General features: G+C 69.7%; 10 protein-coding genes and 1 pseudogene. 5 read left to right on the forward strand and 6 right to left on the reverse strand.

What is annotated here, in order from left to right:
• Positions 1-9 precede the first annotated feature (9 nt).
• The 3 genes from AP234_RS00475 to AP234_RS00485 all read right to left on the reverse strand — a co-directional run bounded on the left by AP234_RS00475 (position 10) and on the right by AP234_RS00485 (position 5,896).
• Positions 10-996 carry a DMT family transporter gene (locus tag AP234_RS00475; RefSeq protein ID WP_063842713.1) on the reverse strand — a complete coding sequence of 329 codons (987 nt, stop codon included), beginning with the start codon at positions 994-996 and terminating at the stop codon, positions 10-12.
• A 1,053-nt stretch (positions 997-2,049) separates the two neighbouring features.
• On the reverse strand, positions 2,050-5,589 hold the full coding sequence (locus AP234_RS00480; protein ID WP_055477508.1) for a DNA polymerase III subunit alpha: 3,540 nt from the start codon (positions 5,587-5,589) through the stop codon (positions 2,050-2,052).
• Positions 5,590-5,629: 40 nt separating this feature from the next.
• Entirely contained in the window at positions 5,630-5,896 is a 267-nt protein-coding gene (locus AP234_RS00485) for a DUF6504 family protein (RefSeq protein ID WP_055477509.1), read from the reverse strand.
• 282 nt (positions 5,897-6,178) lie between these two features.
• Between AP234_RS00485 and AP234_RS39345 the strand changes: the two are divergent.
• A pseudogene (locus AP234_RS39345) lies at positions 6,179-6,634 on the forward strand (RloB domain-containing protein); the annotation flags it as partial.
• Here AP234_RS39345 and AP234_RS00490 read toward each other — a convergent pair.
• The 3 genes from AP234_RS00490 to AP234_RS00500 form a co-directional block, all read right to left on the reverse strand.
• On the reverse strand, positions 6,570-7,913 hold the full coding sequence (locus tag AP234_RS00490; protein ID WP_055477510.1) for a KamA family radical SAM protein: 1,344 nt from the start codon (positions 7,911-7,913) through the stop codon (positions 6,570-6,572). The pseudogene AP234_RS39345 and the gene AP234_RS00490 overlap by 65 nt on opposite strands.
• Positions 7,914-8,233: 320 nt before the next feature.
• Positions 8,234-10,270: a cellulose binding domain-containing protein gene (locus AP234_RS00495; protein WP_235557890.1), complete on the reverse strand. Its 2,037-nt coding sequence runs from the start codon at positions 10,268-10,270 to the stop codon at positions 8,234-8,236.
• 155 nt (positions 10,271-10,425) lie between these two features.
• Positions 10,426-11,085, reverse strand: a complete 660-nt coding sequence (locus AP234_RS00500) for a hypothetical protein (RefSeq protein ID WP_055477512.1) — start codon at positions 11,083-11,085, stop codon at positions 10,426-10,428.
• Positions 11,086-12,269: 1,184 nt separating this feature from the next.
• On the opposite strand from AP234_RS00500, the gene AP234_RS00505 reads away from it, so the two are divergent.
• The 4 genes from AP234_RS00505 (at position 12,270) to AP234_RS00520 (ending at position 17,493) form a co-directional block, all read left to right on the forward strand.
• A complete protein-coding gene (locus AP234_RS00505; RefSeq protein ID WP_055477513.1) occupies positions 12,270-14,372 on the forward strand; it encodes a DUF222 domain-containing protein in 2,103 nt (700 codons plus the stop codon).
• A gap of 345 nt (positions 14,373-14,717) precedes the next feature.
• Positions 14,718-15,170, forward strand: coding sequence for a putative zinc-binding protein (locus tag AP234_RS00510; RefSeq protein WP_063842715.1), 453 nt, complete (start codon positions 14,718-14,720; stop codon positions 15,168-15,170).
• 64 nt (positions 15,171-15,234) lie between these two features.
• Positions 15,235-16,215, forward strand: a complete 981-nt coding sequence (locus AP234_RS00515; RefSeq protein ID WP_055478162.1) for an AraC family transcriptional regulator — start codon at positions 15,235-15,237, stop codon at positions 16,213-16,215.
• A 297-nt stretch (positions 16,216-16,512) separates the two neighbouring features.
• Positions 16,513-17,493: an AraC family transcriptional regulator gene (locus AP234_RS00520; protein ID WP_055477514.1), complete on the forward strand. Its 981-nt coding sequence runs from the start codon at positions 16,513-16,515 to the stop codon at positions 17,491-17,493.
• Positions 17,494-17,496: the final 3 nt, after the last annotated feature.

The raw sequence follows: 17,496 nt of genomic DNA on the forward strand, positions 1-17,496 counted from the left end.
GGGAGGGGCTCACTCGTCGGCCCGCCCGGCCGCGTCCGCCAGCGCCTGGCGGCCTGACGGGTGAGCCCCGTCACCGGCCTCCCGGTCACGGGGCTCCGGCACGACCTCGCCCCGCGGATCGTCCGCGGCCTCGTCCTCGGCCGGCCGCGCGCGACCGGCGGCCATCACCGAGCCGCCGACGATGAGCACGGAGGCGATGAGCATGTTGAGCGTGACGGGCTCGCTGAGGATGAGGACCCCCGCCAGGACCGCGACGACGGGGTTGATGTAGGTGAAGACCACCGAGCGGGTGGGCCCGACCTCGCGGATGAGCGCGAAGAACACGATGAACGCCAGCGCGGTGCAGATCAGGGCCAGGCCGGCCAGCGCGGCCAGGACCCGCCCCGGAGGCATGGTCTGCGGCCAGGTCAGCGCCGCCGCCGGGGCGTAGACCAGGGCCGCGAGGGTCAGGCAGACGGCGGTCATCGGCAGTGACGGCACGTCCTTGAGCTTGCGGGCCGCCAGCAGGGGGGCGGTGGCGTACCCGCACGCCGTCAGCAGCAGCTCGACGATCGCCCAGGGATCGCCGCCGCGCAGGTCGGGGCCGACAAGCACGGCGACCCCGGCGAAACCCAGCACCAGGCCCGCCAAACGGGTGGGGGTGAGCCGGTCGGTGTCCCCGATGATTCTGGCGATCACCACGGCGAGGATCGGCGCCGCCGCGATGACCAGGGCCGCCATCGAGCTGGAGACCCGCCGCTCCGCGTCCGACAGCAGCCACCACGGGAGGATGATCTCGATGGCGGCGAAGGCGGCGAGCGGCCGCCAGTAGCGGGCCAGCCCGGCCAGCTGCCCGCCGCGCAGCGCCAGCGGAAGCAGGACGGCGGCGCCGACCGCGGTGCGGGCGAAGATCAGCACGGGGACCGAGACGCTCTCGACCGCCACCTTGATCATGAGGTACGGGACACCCCAGATGAAGCACATCATCACGAACAGCAGCCAGCCCCGGCGGCTCATGTGTCCTCCTCGATCATTGACGGCGAGACAACATTACGGAAAGACCCCGATTTGTGAAGAACGTTCTTTCGATTGGATCGGGACGTCCACGAAGGTGTGACCTCGGAGAAACACGCCCCTCGGTGCGGAGGTCCGGCGCCGCCGAGGCTGCGATCCACACTGATTAGGGACAACGCCCGTGGGATAGGAGTGAGGGAAGTGACGCGCATGCCGGGGGGAGATTCACATGCGGTCCACTTCGTCGGGGGTCCACAGGTCGGCGCGCCTCAGCCGGGCGGCGGCCGGTGTGTACGCGGGCCTGGCGGCCCAGGCCGTTTCCATGGCCGCGCTGGCCGTCTTCGAGGAGACGCGAGGGCGACGGCTGGCCGCCCAGCTCGCGGCGTTCGGCGGTGATCCGGACGCGCCGGAGGCGGGTCGGCTGATCGGAGCCGTGAGCTTCTTCGCAGTCCTGATAATCGCCGTCGCGGCGGCCACGGCACTGGCCGGATCCGCGTACCTGTCCTGGTTGCGGCGCGTGCGGCCCGGCATTCCCGCGCCGGCGCTGGCCGCCGTGTGGCTGCTGCCCGGGGTCAACCTCGTGATGCCGCCGATCCTCGCCGACCTGGCCTGGCGCGACGCCGTACGGAACAACGGTCTCCGGGCCGCGTGGGGACGCGGCGCGCAGCGACCGCGATGGCTGCTACTGGTCGGCTGCTGGTGGCTGAGCTGGCTGGGAGCGCTCGGCCTGGTGTTCGCCCGGCCCACGCACCCGGGGAGAGACCTGACCGGCATCGGCCTGCCCGCGCTGGCCGCGGTCGTGGTCGCCGCCGTCCTGTGCGCCGCCACGGTCCGCGAGATCACTTCCCTGCACGAGGACCACGACGACCACGAGAGCCGTGACGGCGGGGGCACGCGTCAGACCGGCACGGGCCGGGACGGCGAGATCGACGGATCCGGGGAGAGCCGGACGGCCCGCCAGGCCCATCCGGCGCAGGGCCTGGACGATCCCGGCCGGCCCGGCCGGACCCGCCCGCCGGCGCATCGCTCCAGCTATCGCCGGGCCGTACGGAACGGTCACCGGGCGGAGGGGGCCGGGCCCGAGCTGCCCGAGCTGGCGTGCCAGAGCCGCCGCTGGGGCTCCTCCGGATGGCGCAGGAACCGCCCCTCCCGCACGCCGGAGGCCGGTCCGATGTCGGAGTAGGGCGACAGCCGATAGCCGTTGCCGTACTCGATGGGCCGCCCGCCGACGCCCGCGCCCGCCGCATCCGGCGGTGCGGGCGTCTCGCTCAGCACGGCGCGCACCGCGTCGATGCCGTGATCGCGCCAGAGCCGGTCGAGGTCGAGCAGGTTCCAGCAGTGCAGGGCGCGCAGCGAGACGGCCCTGCCCCCGGTGCGCCTGACCACGCCCCGCGCGACCAGCAGCCACGACCCGAAGACGGTCGCCGCCGTGTGCGCCTGCACGGACTCGAAGAACGTCAGGTCGATCGGGCCGGTGGAGTCGTCCAGCGTAGTGAAGATCACCCGCTGGCCCGACCGTACGGCGGGAGTCTGGGTGGCCACCTTGGCCCCGGCGACCAGGATCTCGGCGCCGTTGCGTAGCCGGAGCAGGTCTCTGGACCGGGTCACGCCGATCGCGTCGAGCAGCTCGTCGTGGAAAGTGATCACGTGGCGGCTCACGTCCATGCCGAGGATCTCGAGCTCCGCCTCGACGGCCTCGGCCTCGCTCATCTCCGGCAGCTCCCCCGGCGCGACCCGCTCGGCGAACCCCATGGGCAGCTGCCCCGCCGTTCCCGCGCCGGAGGCCCGGTCGAGGGCGCCCACCTGGGCGATCAGGTCCCGCCGGGTCAGCTCACCCGGGCGCCACCTCGGCTCGCCCGGCCGCAGGCCGTGCAGCGCGTCGAGGCCGCCGACCGCCACGATCCGCTCGGCGACCGGCCGCGACGGGCGGGCGCGCTCCCAGAAGTCGGCCAGCGAGGTGTACGGCCGCCCGGCGACCATCCGCCCTACCTCGGCGTCGCTCACCCCCTTCACGGCGGAGAACGGCACCCGCAGGCCGTACCCCCGCCCGATCCCGGCGTGCCCGTGCGCCCCGGTCCCGGTGGTCCGCTCGACCTGCCAGGTCCCGCCGGAGTGGTTGACGTCCAGGGGCAGGATGTCGACGCCGCACTGGCGGGCCTCGTCGAGGATCACCCGGCCCGGGTACATGCCGGGCTCGTGGGTGAGCACACCGGCGAAGAACGCGGCAGCGTGATGCCGCTTCAGCCAGGCCGACTGGTAGGTGGGCAGCGCGAACGCCGCGGCGTGCGCCTTGCAGAAACCGAACCCGCCGAACGCGTCGAGCACCCGCCACGCCCGCTCGACCACATCGGAGGCGAAGCCGTTCTCCCGGGCGAGCGGGACGAACCAGGCACGCACGGCCTCCCGGCCCTCCGGCGTCCCGAGTGCGCGGCGGGCCTTCTCGGCCTCCGACAGCCCGCATCCGGTCATGACGTCGATGACCCTCAGGACCTGCTCGTGGAAGACGACCACGCCGTGGGTCTCCCTGAGCGGCTCCCGCAGCCTCTCGTGCGGATAGTCCGGCTCGCGGAAGCCGTGTCTGGCCTCCAGGTACGGCGTGACCATGTCGGAGTTGACCGGCCCCGGCCGGAAGAGGGAGATGTCGACGATCAGGTCGTGCATCGTGCGCGGCTCCAGCTTGGCGACCAGCTCCCGCTGGCCGGGCGACTCGATCTGGAAGCAGCCGAGCGTGCGGCCGACGCCGATCAGGTCGTAGGTGTCGCGGTCGTCGCGGGGGACGGCGTCCAGGTCGATCTTCCGGCCGTCGACCCGTTCGATCTCCCGGAGGGAGCAGGCCATCGCCGACTGCATCCGCACGCCGAGCACGTCGAGCTTGAGCAGACCCGCCGCCTCGACGTCGTCCTTGTCGAACTGCGACATCGGGAAGTCCAGCATGCTGCGTTCCACAGGGGTGTGATCGCGAAGCGAGGAGTTGCCGATCAGCACACCGCACGGGTGCAGCGCGATGTGCCTGGGCAGCCCGTCGAGCCGCTCGGCCAGCCGGAACACGGTCTGCAGCGACCGGTCGTTCAGCCCGCTGTCGCGCAGCTCGGGCAGATCGGACAGCGCGGCGCGGATCTGCCTGGCCCGGACGTGCGGGAACGCCTTGGCGATGACGTCGATCTCGTGCGGGGGCAGGCCCATTGCGGCCCCGACGTCCCGGATGGCGCTGCGGGCCCGATAGGTCTCCATCATCGAGACGCAGGCCACGCCGGCCTCGCCGTACCGGCCGAGGATCGCGCGATAGCAGTCGAGACGGCGTGCGGACTCCACGTCGATGTCGATGTCGGGCAGGCCGCGGCGTCCCTCGGACAGGAAACGCTCCATCAGCAGGCCGTGTTCGAGCGGGTTCACGTCGCCGATGCCGATCAGATAGTTGACCAGGCTGCCCGCCCCCGAGCCGCGGATGGCGCAGCGGACGCCCATCGAACGGATCAGTTCCGTGATGTCGGCGACAGTGATGAAATATCCGGACAGCCGCTTCTTCTCGATGATCGCCAACTCGGCGGCGAGCCGGTGCCGCGCGTCCGCCGTACGGTCCAGACCCCGGCGGTTCAGGCCGTCCTCGCAGCGGCTGCGCAGCAGCGGCACCGGGTCCTCGCCGATCTCGGGCAGGTGGAGCCGGGGGTCCTCGGCGTCGAGGAGCGGGACGATCTCGACGGGGTCGAGCGCGCACCGCTCGGCGACCCGCCGCGTCTGCGCCAGCAGCCGCTCGGCCAGGTCGAGGTCGCCGCCGCAGATCCGGACGGCCACCCGTGCCATCTCGCGGCCGTCCTTGAGGTAGGCGTGCGCGGTGGGATGCTCGACGTGCCTCGGGTGGAGCGGCACGAGCCGGCGTGCCGCGTCGAGCACGTCGCCGACCTGATGGTCGGCCGCGTGCAGGTGGCGGACCTCGTTGGTCAGCACGGCGGGCACGCCCATCGAGCGGGCCAGGCCGAGCATGCGGGTCGCGGTGTTCGCGTCGCGGTAGCCGTACAGATCGGTCACCTCGACCACGACGTCGGGCACGGCCGAGCGCCAGGCGTCCAGCAGCGCGCGTGCCCGGTCGTCGCGGCGTTCCGCCACCGCACGGCCGACGTCGGAACGGGGGCCGAGCAGCACCGTGAGCCGCGGCCCGCCGCCCGTGCTCACGGCGTGCTCCGCCACCAGCTCCGGCGTGACGTACGGCTCGCCGCGCTCCCCCACCTGATGGGCGGCCGTGACCAGACGGCACAGCGCCGCCCAGCCATCGGAGCGGGCCAGCACGACGACCCGGGGCGGCTCGCCGTGCCCGGCCGATCCGGCGCGTTTCCCCCGCTCCGCGCCGTGCACCCCGCTGTCCACGCCGTGTACGGCATGGCCGTCGCAGAGGACGAGGTCGACACCGACGATCGGGGCGATGCCCCTGTCGTGACACGCCTGGACGTGCTTGATCGCGCCGTAGAGGCCGTCGCGGTCGGTCAGCGCGAGCATGTCCATGCCATGCTCGGCCGCCCGCCCCGCGAGGGCGTCCGGAAACGCGGTGCCGTACCTGAGAGAGTAGGCAGAGGCCGTGTGCAGGTGGATGAAGGGGGCCATCAGGGCCCTCCCACCTCGTCTCGAGACCGGAACGTTCTCATCAGTCCCATGCCCTCAACAGGAGCCAATCACCGCCGGCGGTGTCGAAACGCAGCTCATAGGTCCCGCTCTCCCGGCCGGTGGCGGCCACCACCCGCCAGAACCGCCGCTCGCCGGGGTCGCTGTCGGAGGTCTTCCACCACTCGCGGGCGACCACCCAGTGGTCCTGCACCTCGCGGATGGCGTAGAGCCGATCACGCCAGACGAACTGGACGGGCTGCCCGTCCCTGATCCACACCTCGATCGGATCGCCGTAAAGCCTGCTCAAGACCCTTCTCCCTGTGGCTCCGGGCCACCCGGGGGAAGGCGGGCGGATCGATCGGCGAACTCACTCGCCGCTACCTCGAACATACGTTCCCAGCAGCGCGAACGCAAGTCGTCACACCTCGAGGCCGGATCGGCGCCTCGGCAGGTTCCCGACACTCTCAGGGCGAGTTACGGAAAGTTCCTTCGCAGACGGGGGCGTGATTGAATTAGAGGCTGGTCGCGCCGGATTGGTCGATGTCGATGAGCACACGACCCTGGACACGGCACTCACAACAGCCGTCGTAACAAGGTGAACGTCATCGTCTCGTTACCCTGTTTCGAGCTATGGGTGCTCTACCACTTCCAGGACTACGCGTCGGCGACGAATCGAGCCGAGGTCCAGCGTAAGATCACCGGCCACCTTCCTCGGTATGACAAGCATCTGCCGGGGATTTTCCGTACGGAGAGCACAAGGTGGCGGGGAAACGTGCGCGACGGGCGGATCCGGATCATGATCGGCCGGACCGCAAGGGGCGTAATCCGTCCGCCAACGCCTGGCTCGTCGTCGAGGCGATCGGCGCGGCCGGACGTGGCAGAGGAGCCTGAAGCCGGTCGTCGTACGGCGGCGCCGGGCCCGGCCGGTCGTTTCTCCGGCCGGGCCCGGCCGTCCGCCGTGAGATCGGGCCGACCGCTCGTCAGGCCGGATCCTCCACGGACCGCAGATGCTCGAAGGGGAACCGGTCGGCGAAGGCGGGCCTGAGGTCGTCCAGCCAGATCGCCTCGGGGTCGTACTTGGCATAGAAGGGCCGGTTGACCAGGTCGGAGTCCCGGCACTGGATGAAGTGCAGCGCGAAGGCCTTCTCGCCGAACAGCTCCACGACGCCGTCGACGCAGACCTTGCCCGGGGTGGCCGACATGGAGGGGCCGCGTACGGTCCGGGCCAGGCCGGAGACGTTCCGGTAGGCGTCCCGGAAGATCTCGTAGGCGCGGGCGAGCGGCACCGCGAAGTAGTCCTGCGGGCCGGTGTCACGCTCGACGAACATGTAGTAGGGGACCATCCCCATGCGGGTCTGCTGCCGCCACATGCTCTCCCACAGCACCGGATCGTCGTTGATCGAGCGGATCAGCGGAGCCTGGGTGCGGATGATCGCGCCGGTGTCGTGAATCCGGCGCACCGCCTCGGCCACAACCGGGGACTCCAGCTCCCGGGGGTGGGTGAAGTGCGCCATGAAGGCGAGGTTCTTGCCCGACCGCACCACCTTCTCGAACAGGCGCAGCATCTCGTCGGCGTCGGGGTCGGTGACGAACTTGTACGGCCAGTAGGCCAGGGACTTGGTGCCGATCCGGATGGCCTCGAGCTGCTCCAGCTCCAGCAGCGGCTCGACGTACCTGCTCAGCACCGGCGCTCTCATGATCATCGGGTCGCCGCCGGTGAACAGGACGCCGGTGATCTGCGGGTGCGACAGCAGATACTCCTTCAGCTGGCCGACCTCTTCCGCTGCCATCTTCAGGTCGGGCTCGCCGACGAACTGCGCCCACCGGAAGCAGTAGGTGCAGTACGCGTGGCAGGTCTGCCCCTGCTTGGGGAAGAACAGCGCGGTCTCGTCGTACTTGTGCTGGACACCGAGCAGCTCCTCGCCTGCGAAGGCGGGCACGTTGAGCTGCAGCTGTCCGGCCGGATGCGGATTGAGCTTCCTGCGCACCGCCGTGGCCGCGGCGGTCACCTCACCGGCGGGCGCCTCGCGGCGCAGCAGGTCCGCGAGGCGCGCGACGTCCTCGGCGGGGAGCATGTCCTCCTGCGGGAAGACCAGCCGGTAGATCGGGTCGTCGGGGGCGGCCCGCCAGTCGATCAACTCGTCGACGACGTAGTTGTTCGTACGGAAGGGCAGCACTGTGGCGACCGCCCGGGCGGCGAACCGCTGATCGGGGGTCAGGCCGGCACGAGCCAGCAGCTCGTCCAGGTGTCTCGTGGTGAATACACGGAATTTGGGGGACAGGGACGGTACAGCCGAGGGCGCGGCTTCGTAGGTCAAGGTCACCGTAGGGCGTTCCTAGCGATCAGAAGTGGGGAACTTTCACGGTCGCGGCACCTGGAGGGCACCTCGCAATCCCTTCCTATTTGAACAGATGTCACGCGTTTTGTCATGTTTGGGCGTTTTTGTACCGTTCCAGTCAGGACAGTACGGACGGAACACCCGCATCAGCACGACACGGCGGACCCACCGGTGAGGCGCCTCGGCTCGGCATGGAACCGGCCCGGAGCCGCTCCGCGAAGGGAGGGCCCCGGGCCGGGGAGGTAGGCCGCCGGACGACGGCCGGACCTAGAGCTCCAGACCTAGACCTAGACCTAGACCTAGACCTAGAGCGTCTTGCAGACGGTGCCGTTGAGGGTGAAGACGGTGGGAAGCACGTTCGGGCCGCTGTAGTTGCCGACGAAGCCGATCGTCGTCGACGCCCCGGTGTCGAGCTTTCCGTTGCCGGAGTCGTTGACGGCCTTGACGTCCGAGCCGTTCTCCGTCCAGACGGCGCTCCAGCCGCTGCCCAGGCTCTGCCACGGCCTGGGCCAGCTGAAGTTGAGGGTCCAGCCGTCGATCGGCGCGCCGTTGTTGGTGATGTCGATGCCGCCGACGTAGCCGTTGCCCCAGTCGTTCTGGTCGGTGAACCGGACCGTGCAGGCGCTGGAGGCGGGTGTGCCGGTCGTGAACGTCAGCGGCGGGGAGGCCCACGAGACGGCGCCGCCGGCGTCCCGCGCGATCACGTTGACCGTGTAGCGCGTGCCCGGCCTGAGGTTGCCGACGGTCAGGGACCTGCCGGAGGTCTCACCGAGCTGCTCGCTGATGGCGCCGTTCTGGCGGTGGACCTCATACTTGGCGATCGGACGGGCGCCGGCGGTGGCGGCCGGCCAGGAGATCGTGGCGGCCTTGTCCGTCACGTTCGAGGCGGTCGGCTGACCCGGCGCTCCCGGCAGCCCCGTCTGGGCGGTGGCGGGACGCAGGACGATCGTGGTCAGCGACAGCGGCGGCAGCGTCTGGCTGCTCGCGCTCCCCGTGGTCGAGCTGGTGATGGCGGTGGCACCGTTGGTGTGGCTCAGCACGGTGGGCGCTCCGGCGGCTGGGCTGAAGCCGGAGTAGTCGATCTCGACGGGGTAGGACGTGCCGGACGACGTGTTGATCAGCATGACGGCGAGGGAGCCGTCGGGACGGCGTACGGCGTGCGCGGCGACCTCGGCCTGGTCGGTGGCGGCCCGGATGAACTGGTCGCCGGGGCGGGCGAACTTGCTCACCATCTGCAGCGCGTAGTAGGGCGCGAACGGCGTGTTCAGCGCCGGCTCGCAGACGCTGCCGTCAGAGGTGCACGAGCCGCTGGACAGCAGGCCGAAGTCGCCGTAGTCGGTGTGGCCCTCGACCTCCTTGACGGGACCGATGCCGTTGCGGACGTTCCACCAGTCGACCGTGAACACCCCGTTGGCCATCAGGGTCGCGTAGGAGTCGGCGGCGGCCAGCGCACCCGGCTGGGTGTTCGTGCCGGAGCTGTTGCTGCCGGTGTTGAACTCGGTCATCGCGATGCCGATCCGGTCCGACCCGGCCCCGGCGTACTCGGCGATCTGCCGGCGGGTGAGATGGATCATGTCGGGGATGTGGGCGGTCTTGTCCAGCGCGCCCGGATACCAGTGCAGGATCACGAAGTCGATCTTCGGCCCGGCGGTCGACAGGACGACCTTGTTCCAGGTGCCCTCGTCTCCCCCGCCGACCAGGCCGTCGGGCCAGTTGGCGGGCGTGGTCAGCACCGCACCGATCTTGATGGTCGGGTCGACCGCCTTCATCGCGTCCGCGTAGGCGACGACGTGGCGTGCGTACTCGGCCGGGCTCTTGTCGGCGTGGTCGTCGGCCTCCCAGGCGGCGCCGTAGTGGCCGTTGCCGTAGTTCTCGTTGCCGATCTCCCAGTACTTGATCCCGTACCCCTTGGTGACGTTCGCGTAGCGGACCCAGCCCGCGGCCTCCTCGGCCGTGCCGGTCCCGTAGTTGGCCGTCACCATGGCCTGCGCTCCGGTGCGGCGCGCACCCGCCATGAAGGTGTCGAAGTCGGTGTTCGGCGCGACGTAGCCGCCGGGGGCGGTGTGGTCGGCCCAGTGGTAGATGTCGGAGTAGGAGCCGCCGGGATAGCGCAGCAGCTTCACTCCCGCGTCCTTGAGCAGGTCGGCGGTGTCGTCGGTGCCCAGCTGGCCGTCCCAGATCGCGTGGTTGGTGCCGATGCCGGTCTCGGGGACGGCGGAAAGCGCGGCGCGCGCGTTGACGGTCACCGCGACGGGAGTGACCTCACCGTCGCCGTCGTCGGCGTACGCCGTTGGAGCGCTCAGGGTGGCCGCCACCAGCACGACGGCTGACGCGACTCTCAATAGGTTTTCGGGCACGGCACACCTCGCCATGGATAGCGGCATTGGTTCGGCGCCCCCTCCTGACCAGGCGGCATCAAGATCTTGATGGCGGGGTGCCCCGGCCGTCAACGGGCCATGAAACTTTCATCCCGTACGGCTCGGCCCGATGATCATCCTTACTTGCGCTTGGCGTAGAGCTTCTTCACCTTGGCAACGGCCATCTTTGCGATCTTCATGGTGTTCGGCCAGGTGGAGCGGCCCTTTCCGGTGAGACCCTGGAAGACGACGACCGAGCTGCGGTAGGGCACGACGACGATCTCGGAGACCACGGTCGAGGTGTCCGCCCCGGGATACGAGGCATGGTCGAAGGTCACCTCGAAGGCATATGTCGAATCCCCGAGGGTGGTCACCTTCTTCTTCTTGAACGCGCTTCCCTCACGGAACCCGACCACTCCGTCGCACGCCTTGCCGACCCTGGCGGCGGCGTTCTTCAGCCGCCCGATCTCCTTCGTGTTCCCGGTGAGGACCTGGAGCAGCCCGCCGCCCTTCTCGCCGAAGAGCAACACACCGGGCCGCGCGCCGCCGAACACCGCATCGTGGGCCTCCAGCGCGTCCGCGCAGCGGGCGACGTCCACCCGATAGGTCGAAAGACGGGCGCCATTGTAGTCATCCTCGAGGACAATCCACCCCTTCCCCAGGTCCTTCTTGGTGAGGAGCGCCTTCTTGACCTCCGCCTCGGTCAGGGGAGCGGCTCCGGCGGCCTGTGCCGGCACGGCGCCCGCGACCAGGGCGACCCCTATCACCACCAGGGCCAGCCCACCACGGATCATCCTCATCGTCGCTCCCCTTCCGGTCGGCCTTCAGACAACGATGGTGAACGTTAGTGGCCCTCTTTCCTGTTAATCAACAATCTGCGCCGAACCTTCACATTTGTGCGCGCCTGGCGGTCCTTGCCAGATGCGATGTCGCGGGGTTCCAACATCGGTGCTGCTCGCCAACCGCCACCTGTGGCGACGCCATCGCGGTCGCATCTGCCGAGCCGAGCACCCTCCAACGTCGATTACCGAGAACATCGGTCACCCATACGGCAGGGAGGTTCCACCGTTTGCCCGATTTGGACATTGGTGACTGAGTTAAATTAGCGCGACGGTGCCCGCCGGTACGGGCTGCCAAAATTGGGGCGAACGCAACTCATGCGGGGCATTTAGTAGATAGCGCACGACCAGGTATTTACTTCTCGTAATTTCATTGAATTTCTTGGATGAGGCTATTGCCTTTGCCGAGTTGCCGGTGAAAGAATTGCGACAGGCGTTCGAAATGGTGGATGTCGAAGGGGAAGTGGATGTCGGAGGGGAGGGGATCGGTGAGTCCGGCAGCACGGGAGACGAAGTCTGCGGATCGACTCGATCCAGCTCTTCCGGTTTCCCATTCCGAGCCCTTGCCGGGTCCGCGGTGGTGGGCCGGCGTGAAGGCCGAGGCGCAGGTCCGTGCTGCCGCCCCTGGCAGGGGCGGGTCTGCGGGCCGCATGCCGTGGTCTGACCGGCCCGACTGGGCTGACCGGCCCGACTGGTCTGACCGGCCCGACTGGTCTGACCGGCCCGACTGGTCTGACCGGCCCGACTGGGCTGACCGGCCCGACTGGGCTGACTGGCCCGACTGGTCTGACTGGCCCGACTGGCTTGCCGCCGTCCCCGGTGCGTCCGCGAACGCCGCACTCCCGAACACGGCGCTGCCGGGCGGTGTGGATTCGAGCGGTGTGCGCCCAGGTGACCGTCGTGAAGGCGACGTGGGCAGCGGCAGCGTGAATGTTCCCGCAGCCGCCCCTGCGGCCGGTCATGATGTGTCCGGCCCCGCCGCTGACCATGGGACCGGGCACGCCGGTGATCACACACCTGGCGATGCGGATGCGGGTGACGCTTCGTCTGGCCGCGAGAGTGATCACGCGAGTGATGGAGCCACCCACCCCGCGGACGGGGGCGCCCAGGCCGGGGGTGGTGGTGAGGGGGCGTCGTGGCCGCTGGTGAGCCAGGTCCGGGAGGCTGCGCTGGCGTTGGCGGTGACGGCGGTCCCAGATGCGCCGCAGGTGTGTCTGGCGCAGGTGGAGGAGTTGGCGTTCGCGCGGGATCGGCTGGAGGCGGCGATCGCGGAGCGCGTCGCACGGGTACATGCCGCCGGGGCCGCCCGTGAACACGGGCATGCCTCGACCAAGACCTGGCTGCGGTCGGTGTGTGGGATGAGCCGCCGCAACGCCAACCGCACCGTGGCCCTGGGCATCGAGCTGGCGCGCCTGCCCGAAGTCCGCCGACGGTACGCCGCCGGGAACCTGACCGAGGGGATCGTGGCGGCGATCTGCGCGGCCACCACCGGGCTCAGCGATGAGGACGCGGCCAAGGCCGAGACGATCCTGCTGGAGCTGGCCGATTCCGCCGGCCCGCAGGAGATCGCGAAAGCGGGACGGTATCTGCGGGCGGTCCTGGACCCCGACGGAGAGATCAAGGACGCCGAGGTCGACTACGACGCCCGGTTCCTGCTGCTGCGAGAGACCGAAACGGGTGGTGTGGAGGGAGAGTTCCGCCTACCGCGAGAGGCCGCCGCCCGGCTACGGGCCCTGCTGGACGCCTACGCCAAACCGAAGACCCAGGGCGATGACCGGCCGCTACGGGTCCGCAACGCCGACGCACTAATCGCACTGCTGGAACAGCAGATCACCGCCGAACTACTGGTGATCGTCAACGCCGAGTCCCTGCCCGACGACCCCACCCACCACACCGCTCCCCCGGGGGACTCCGCCCCTGACGACAACACCGCACCTGGCGATGCCACGCCCGAAGACACCGCGTCCGACGATGTCGCTCCCGACAAGATCGCGCCCGAAGACACCGTGCCCGAAGACATCACGTCTGGTGGCGCCGTCCGGAACGACAGCCCGGAGTGTGAAACCGGCACGGGGAGCGGCCCGGGACCCCGCGAGGACGCCGACGCGGACCTCGGTCCTGACCCCACTCCCGAATCCGCTCCGGGATCCTTTCCTCGGTCTGGCCGCAGGGACGGCCAAGGGTGCGCCGATCCAGGCGAGGTTCTCACCCGCGGCCAGAGCCCCGAGAACTCCAGCGAAAGCCGCACCCCCGATCCCGTCACCGCCCCCGCCGCCGGTCAGGGAGAAGACAACCGGCAGAGCCCACCACGGGAGATCGAGCCAGACCCGAGTACTCCCAGCACCGCCCGTGGAGACGGCCCCAGCGGGGACGAACCCCGTAGGAGCGACCCCGATAGAAGCAATCTCGGCAGAGGTGATCCCAGCGGGAGCAATCCCGGTCAGGACGATCCAGGTCAGGGCGATCCCGGCGGGACCGCTCGCCCTGGTCGAGCCGATCAGCCCACCGACCACGGACACACAGACCACGAGGGTAGGGATCTCGGGGACAGGAACCGTGGGCGCGTGGACTTCGGAGGCACGGACCTCGAAGGCACGGACTTCGGGGATACGGACCTCGGAGGCACGGACCTCGAAGGCACGGACTTCGGGGATACGGACCTCGGGGACACGGACCTCGAAGGCACGGACCTCGGAGGCACGGACCTCGGAGGCACGGACCTCGGGGGCATGAACCACCAGGACAAGGGCCTTGGGGGCGTGGACCTCGGGGGTACGGACGCCGGGAACGGCGACTCCGGGATCGGGGACCGGCGGTGGCGGTCGGTGCTGCGCACCCTGCCCGGGCTGCTGCTGTCCACCGGACAACTGCTGCCCATCACCGACATCCATCGCCTGGCCCGCACCTCCACCCTCGTCCGCCTGGTCATGAACACCGAGGGGCAGGTCCTGGACATGGGCCGCAAGACCCGCCTGGCCACCCCCGCCCAACGCCGCGCCATCCAAGCCCGCTACGACACCTGCATGGTGAAAGGCTGCCCCCTCCCCGCGAGCATGTGCCAAGTCGACCACATCGACAACTGGAGCGAAGGTGGCCACACCGACCTGGCCAGACTCGGCCCCATGTGCCAGCACCACAACCGCGACCGCTACCGGCACCCCGACCGATATGAACTCCGCCAGATCGGCCCCGACCGCTGGGAATTCACCTACACCGGCCCCTCTCGCACCGGCACACGTGGCGTATGACCTCTTGAGTCGGAGAGAACCGTCACCAACGCCAACGCCAAGACCCCCTCCCCGATAAAGAGAAGGGCAAGCACCCCCTGAAGAGGCAGGGCCTCCTGAGGGGCGAGGACTTCAGAGAGACACGGGGTCGGGGTCTGCCGCTGTGCCGCGGTCGGCATCTTCAGGGCATGCTCGACCGGGCGGCTCACTCGGCGATCTCGCCCACGGCAGAGGTTTCAGTCGGCGCAGTGGAAGGCTTTCCCGCAGAGGTCGTACGTCCTGGTCATCGGTGACGAAGGTCCGATGCCCGGGAGGCGGCGGAATGCCAGCATCGAGGCGACCTGCCGTCCGAGGAAAGGACGCATCATGGCGCGGCCGAACCGAGCGAGCCTCCCCCTCGTCTACTCCTGCTCAGGCTGTTCCAGCGCCGCGCAGATGGCCAACGATCTGGCGCTGCGCCTCGACCGCATGGGACTGGCGGAGATGTCGTGCATCGCCGGGGTCGGCGGAGACGTGCCCTCCCTCGTGCGGGTGGCCACCTCGGGGCGGCCGATCCTGGCCCTGGACGGCTGTCCCCTGATGTGCGTGCGCGCCACGTTGAAACGCCACGACGTGGTTCCCGACGAGCACGTCCTGCTGAACACGTACGGCGTGGCCAAGCGCAAGCACCTCGACTACGACCCCGAGCAGGCCGAGACCGTGCTCGCATCGATCGTCGACGCGGCGCGCCGGCTGGCCGCGCCCGACCACGCCGACGACGAGCGCGACGCCGTACGCGGACATTCCGCTGCCCTGCGCGTTGCGCCCAGGTCTGGGTAGACAGGCAATTCGGTCATCCGCTCGATGCGGGCCGCCCGGACGGAGCCCCCTGATGGAGGTGGACATGACCGCTCAATCGCTACCGCTCGCCGCGTATGAGCGGTTCCACACGCAGGACCTCGATGAGGCCCGCGCGCATATCGGGGAGGCGTTCGCTCCCTACTGCCTGCGCCTGACGAACCGCGCTGCTCGTCTCGACGCTCGGATGAACGCGGTGACGTTCGACCGGACCGGCCTTTTCTCCATCGACTACGGGACGGAGGCGTCGATAACGCCTGGCGCGTGGGGGAGCTGTTTTCTCGTCGCGGTCTCGCTGGCCGGCGTTGTGGAGGTGTCCCTCAGCCGGGAGCAGATCGTGTCGACGCCAGAGATCGCCTCCGTGCTGTCGCCGACGGAGGATCTGTCCATGCGGTTCGCGGCCGGGAGTCCGCAGCTCATCGCACGGGTAGATCGTTCCGCCATGGAGACCCACCTGGGTCACATGCTGGGGCGGCATCCGCACCGCCCCATCGTCTTCTCACTGGGCATGGATCTGGCCCAGCCCATGTCCCAGTCCTGGCTGTCGATCGTTGACCTGCTGCGGCGGGAGGCGGAGAGCGGTGGCGACATACTGACCCGGCCGCTGGCCCTCAAGCAGTTGGAGAGCCTGCTGATGACGCAGCTGCTGCTGGCCCAGCCCAACAACTACACCTCCGCCCTGCTCGGAGAGCAGCCGAGGATCGCGCCGTCCGCCGTGAAACGGGCCATGGAGCTGATCGAGGGACACGCCGCAGAACCGCTCACGGTGGAGGACATCGCCGAGGCCGTGGGCATCGGCGTGCGGGCACTACAGGAGGGATTCCGCCGCCACCTGGAGACCACGCCGCTGGCCTACCTGCGGGACGTACGCCTGGAACGCGTGCGCGCCGAGCTGACCATCGGCGCCCCGGGCGCCACCACGGTCACGGACATCGCCTTCCGCTGGGGATTCGTCCACCTCGGCCGGTTCTCCCTCGCCTACCGCCAACGCTTCGGCGAAACCCCCTCGGAAACGCTGCGCGGCTGACCCCGTCTCCGAAGGCTCCTGCAAGGATCTCCGCCGGAGACCGCGATGCCGCCCCATAAAAGAACGGGCGATCGTTCTTGGCCAAGATTTGGAATTCATCCGGTGCGGCGCTGGGAGTCGGATGAACACCTCTGGGGCACAGCGGCATCATGGACAACAGCAGGTTCATCAGGGTCGGCGTCGGCTTACCGGCTCCGCCTATCATGCGAAATTGAAACCGCGTCCGGAGTGAACCCAACGGCCGCCGCCCCCGGGATGCAATGCCATCCGGGCCGCGCGATCCCTAAGGAGGTGGACGTGGCCGCTCAAACGCTCCCGCTCGCCGGTTATGAGCGGTTCCATACGTATGAGGTCGACGACGCCCGCACATTGGTCACGGGCACCCTCCCCGCATTCGGTCTGCGCTTGGCGGAGCGCGGGGCCAGGCTCGACGCCCGCATGAACGCGATGGACCTCGACCGGATCGGCCTGTGCGCCCTCGATTACGGAGCGGAGGTGTTGATCACCCCGAGCCCGTGGGAGAGCTGCTTTCTCGTCATGATCCCGCTGTCCGGGGCAGCGGAGGTGTCCCACGGCCGGGAGCGGATCGTCTCCACCGCCGATGTCGCCTCCGTGCTGTCACCGACCGAGCAGCTGACCCTGCGGTGGGCGGCCGGGACTCCGCAGCTCATCACGCGATTCGACCGCGCCGCCCTCGAATCCCACCTCAGCCGGATGATCGGCCGTGAGGTGCATGAGCCGCTCGACTTCTCCCTGGGCATGGACCTGAACCGGGCCGCCTGCCGGTCCTGGATGTCGGTCGTCGGCCTGCTGCGGCAGGAGGCGGAGTCGGACGGCGCCATGCTGAGCCAGCCGCTGGCCGTCAGCCAGCTGGAGGGGCTGCTGATGACGCAGCTGCTGCTGGCCCAGCCCAACAACTACACCACCGCCCTGCTCGGGGATCAGCCCCGGGTCGCGCCGCCCGCCGTGAAACGGGCCATGGAGCTGATCGAAGGGCACGCCGCCGAACCGCTCACGGTGGAGGACATCGCCGAGGCGGTGGGCGTGGGCGTGCGGGCACTGCAGGAGGGGTTCCGCCGCCACCTGGAGACCACGCCGATGGCCTACCTGCGGGACGTGCGCCTGGACCACGTGCGCGCCGAGCTGACCGCGGGCGCCCCGGGCACCACGACCGTCACCGACATCGCCTTCCGCTGGGGATTCGTCCACCTCGGCCGGTTCTCCCTCGCCTACCGGCAGCGCTTCGGCGAGACCCCCTCGCAGACGTTGCGCGACTGACCC

This window comes from Sphaerimonospora mesophila (assembly GCF_001417795.1).
In the GTDB taxonomy this organism is placed as follows: domain Bacteria; phylum Actinomycetota; class Actinomycetes; order Streptosporangiales; family Streptosporangiaceae; genus Sphaerimonospora; species Sphaerimonospora mesophila.

Coding starts and splice junctions, on each gene's coding strand:
- AP234_RS00475 (WP_063842713.1), bottom strand. CDS start 996: ATGAGCCGCCGGGGCTGGCTGCTGTTCGTGATGATGTGCTTCATCTGG.
- AP234_RS00480 (WP_055477508.1), bottom strand. CDS start 5,589: ATGGCCCCCTTCATCCACCTGCACACGGCCTCTGCCTACTCTCTCAGG.
- AP234_RS00500 (WP_055477512.1), bottom strand. CDS start 11,085: ATGAGGATGATCCGTGGTGGGCTGGCCCTGGTGGTGATAGGGGTCGCC.
- AP234_RS00510 (WP_063842715.1), top strand. CDS start 14,718: ATGGCGCGGCCGAACCGAGCGAGCCTCCCCCTCGTCTACTCCTGCTCA.
- AP234_RS00515 (WP_055478162.1), top strand. CDS start 15,235: ATGACCGCTCAATCGCTACCGCTCGCCGCGTATGAGCGGTTCCACACG.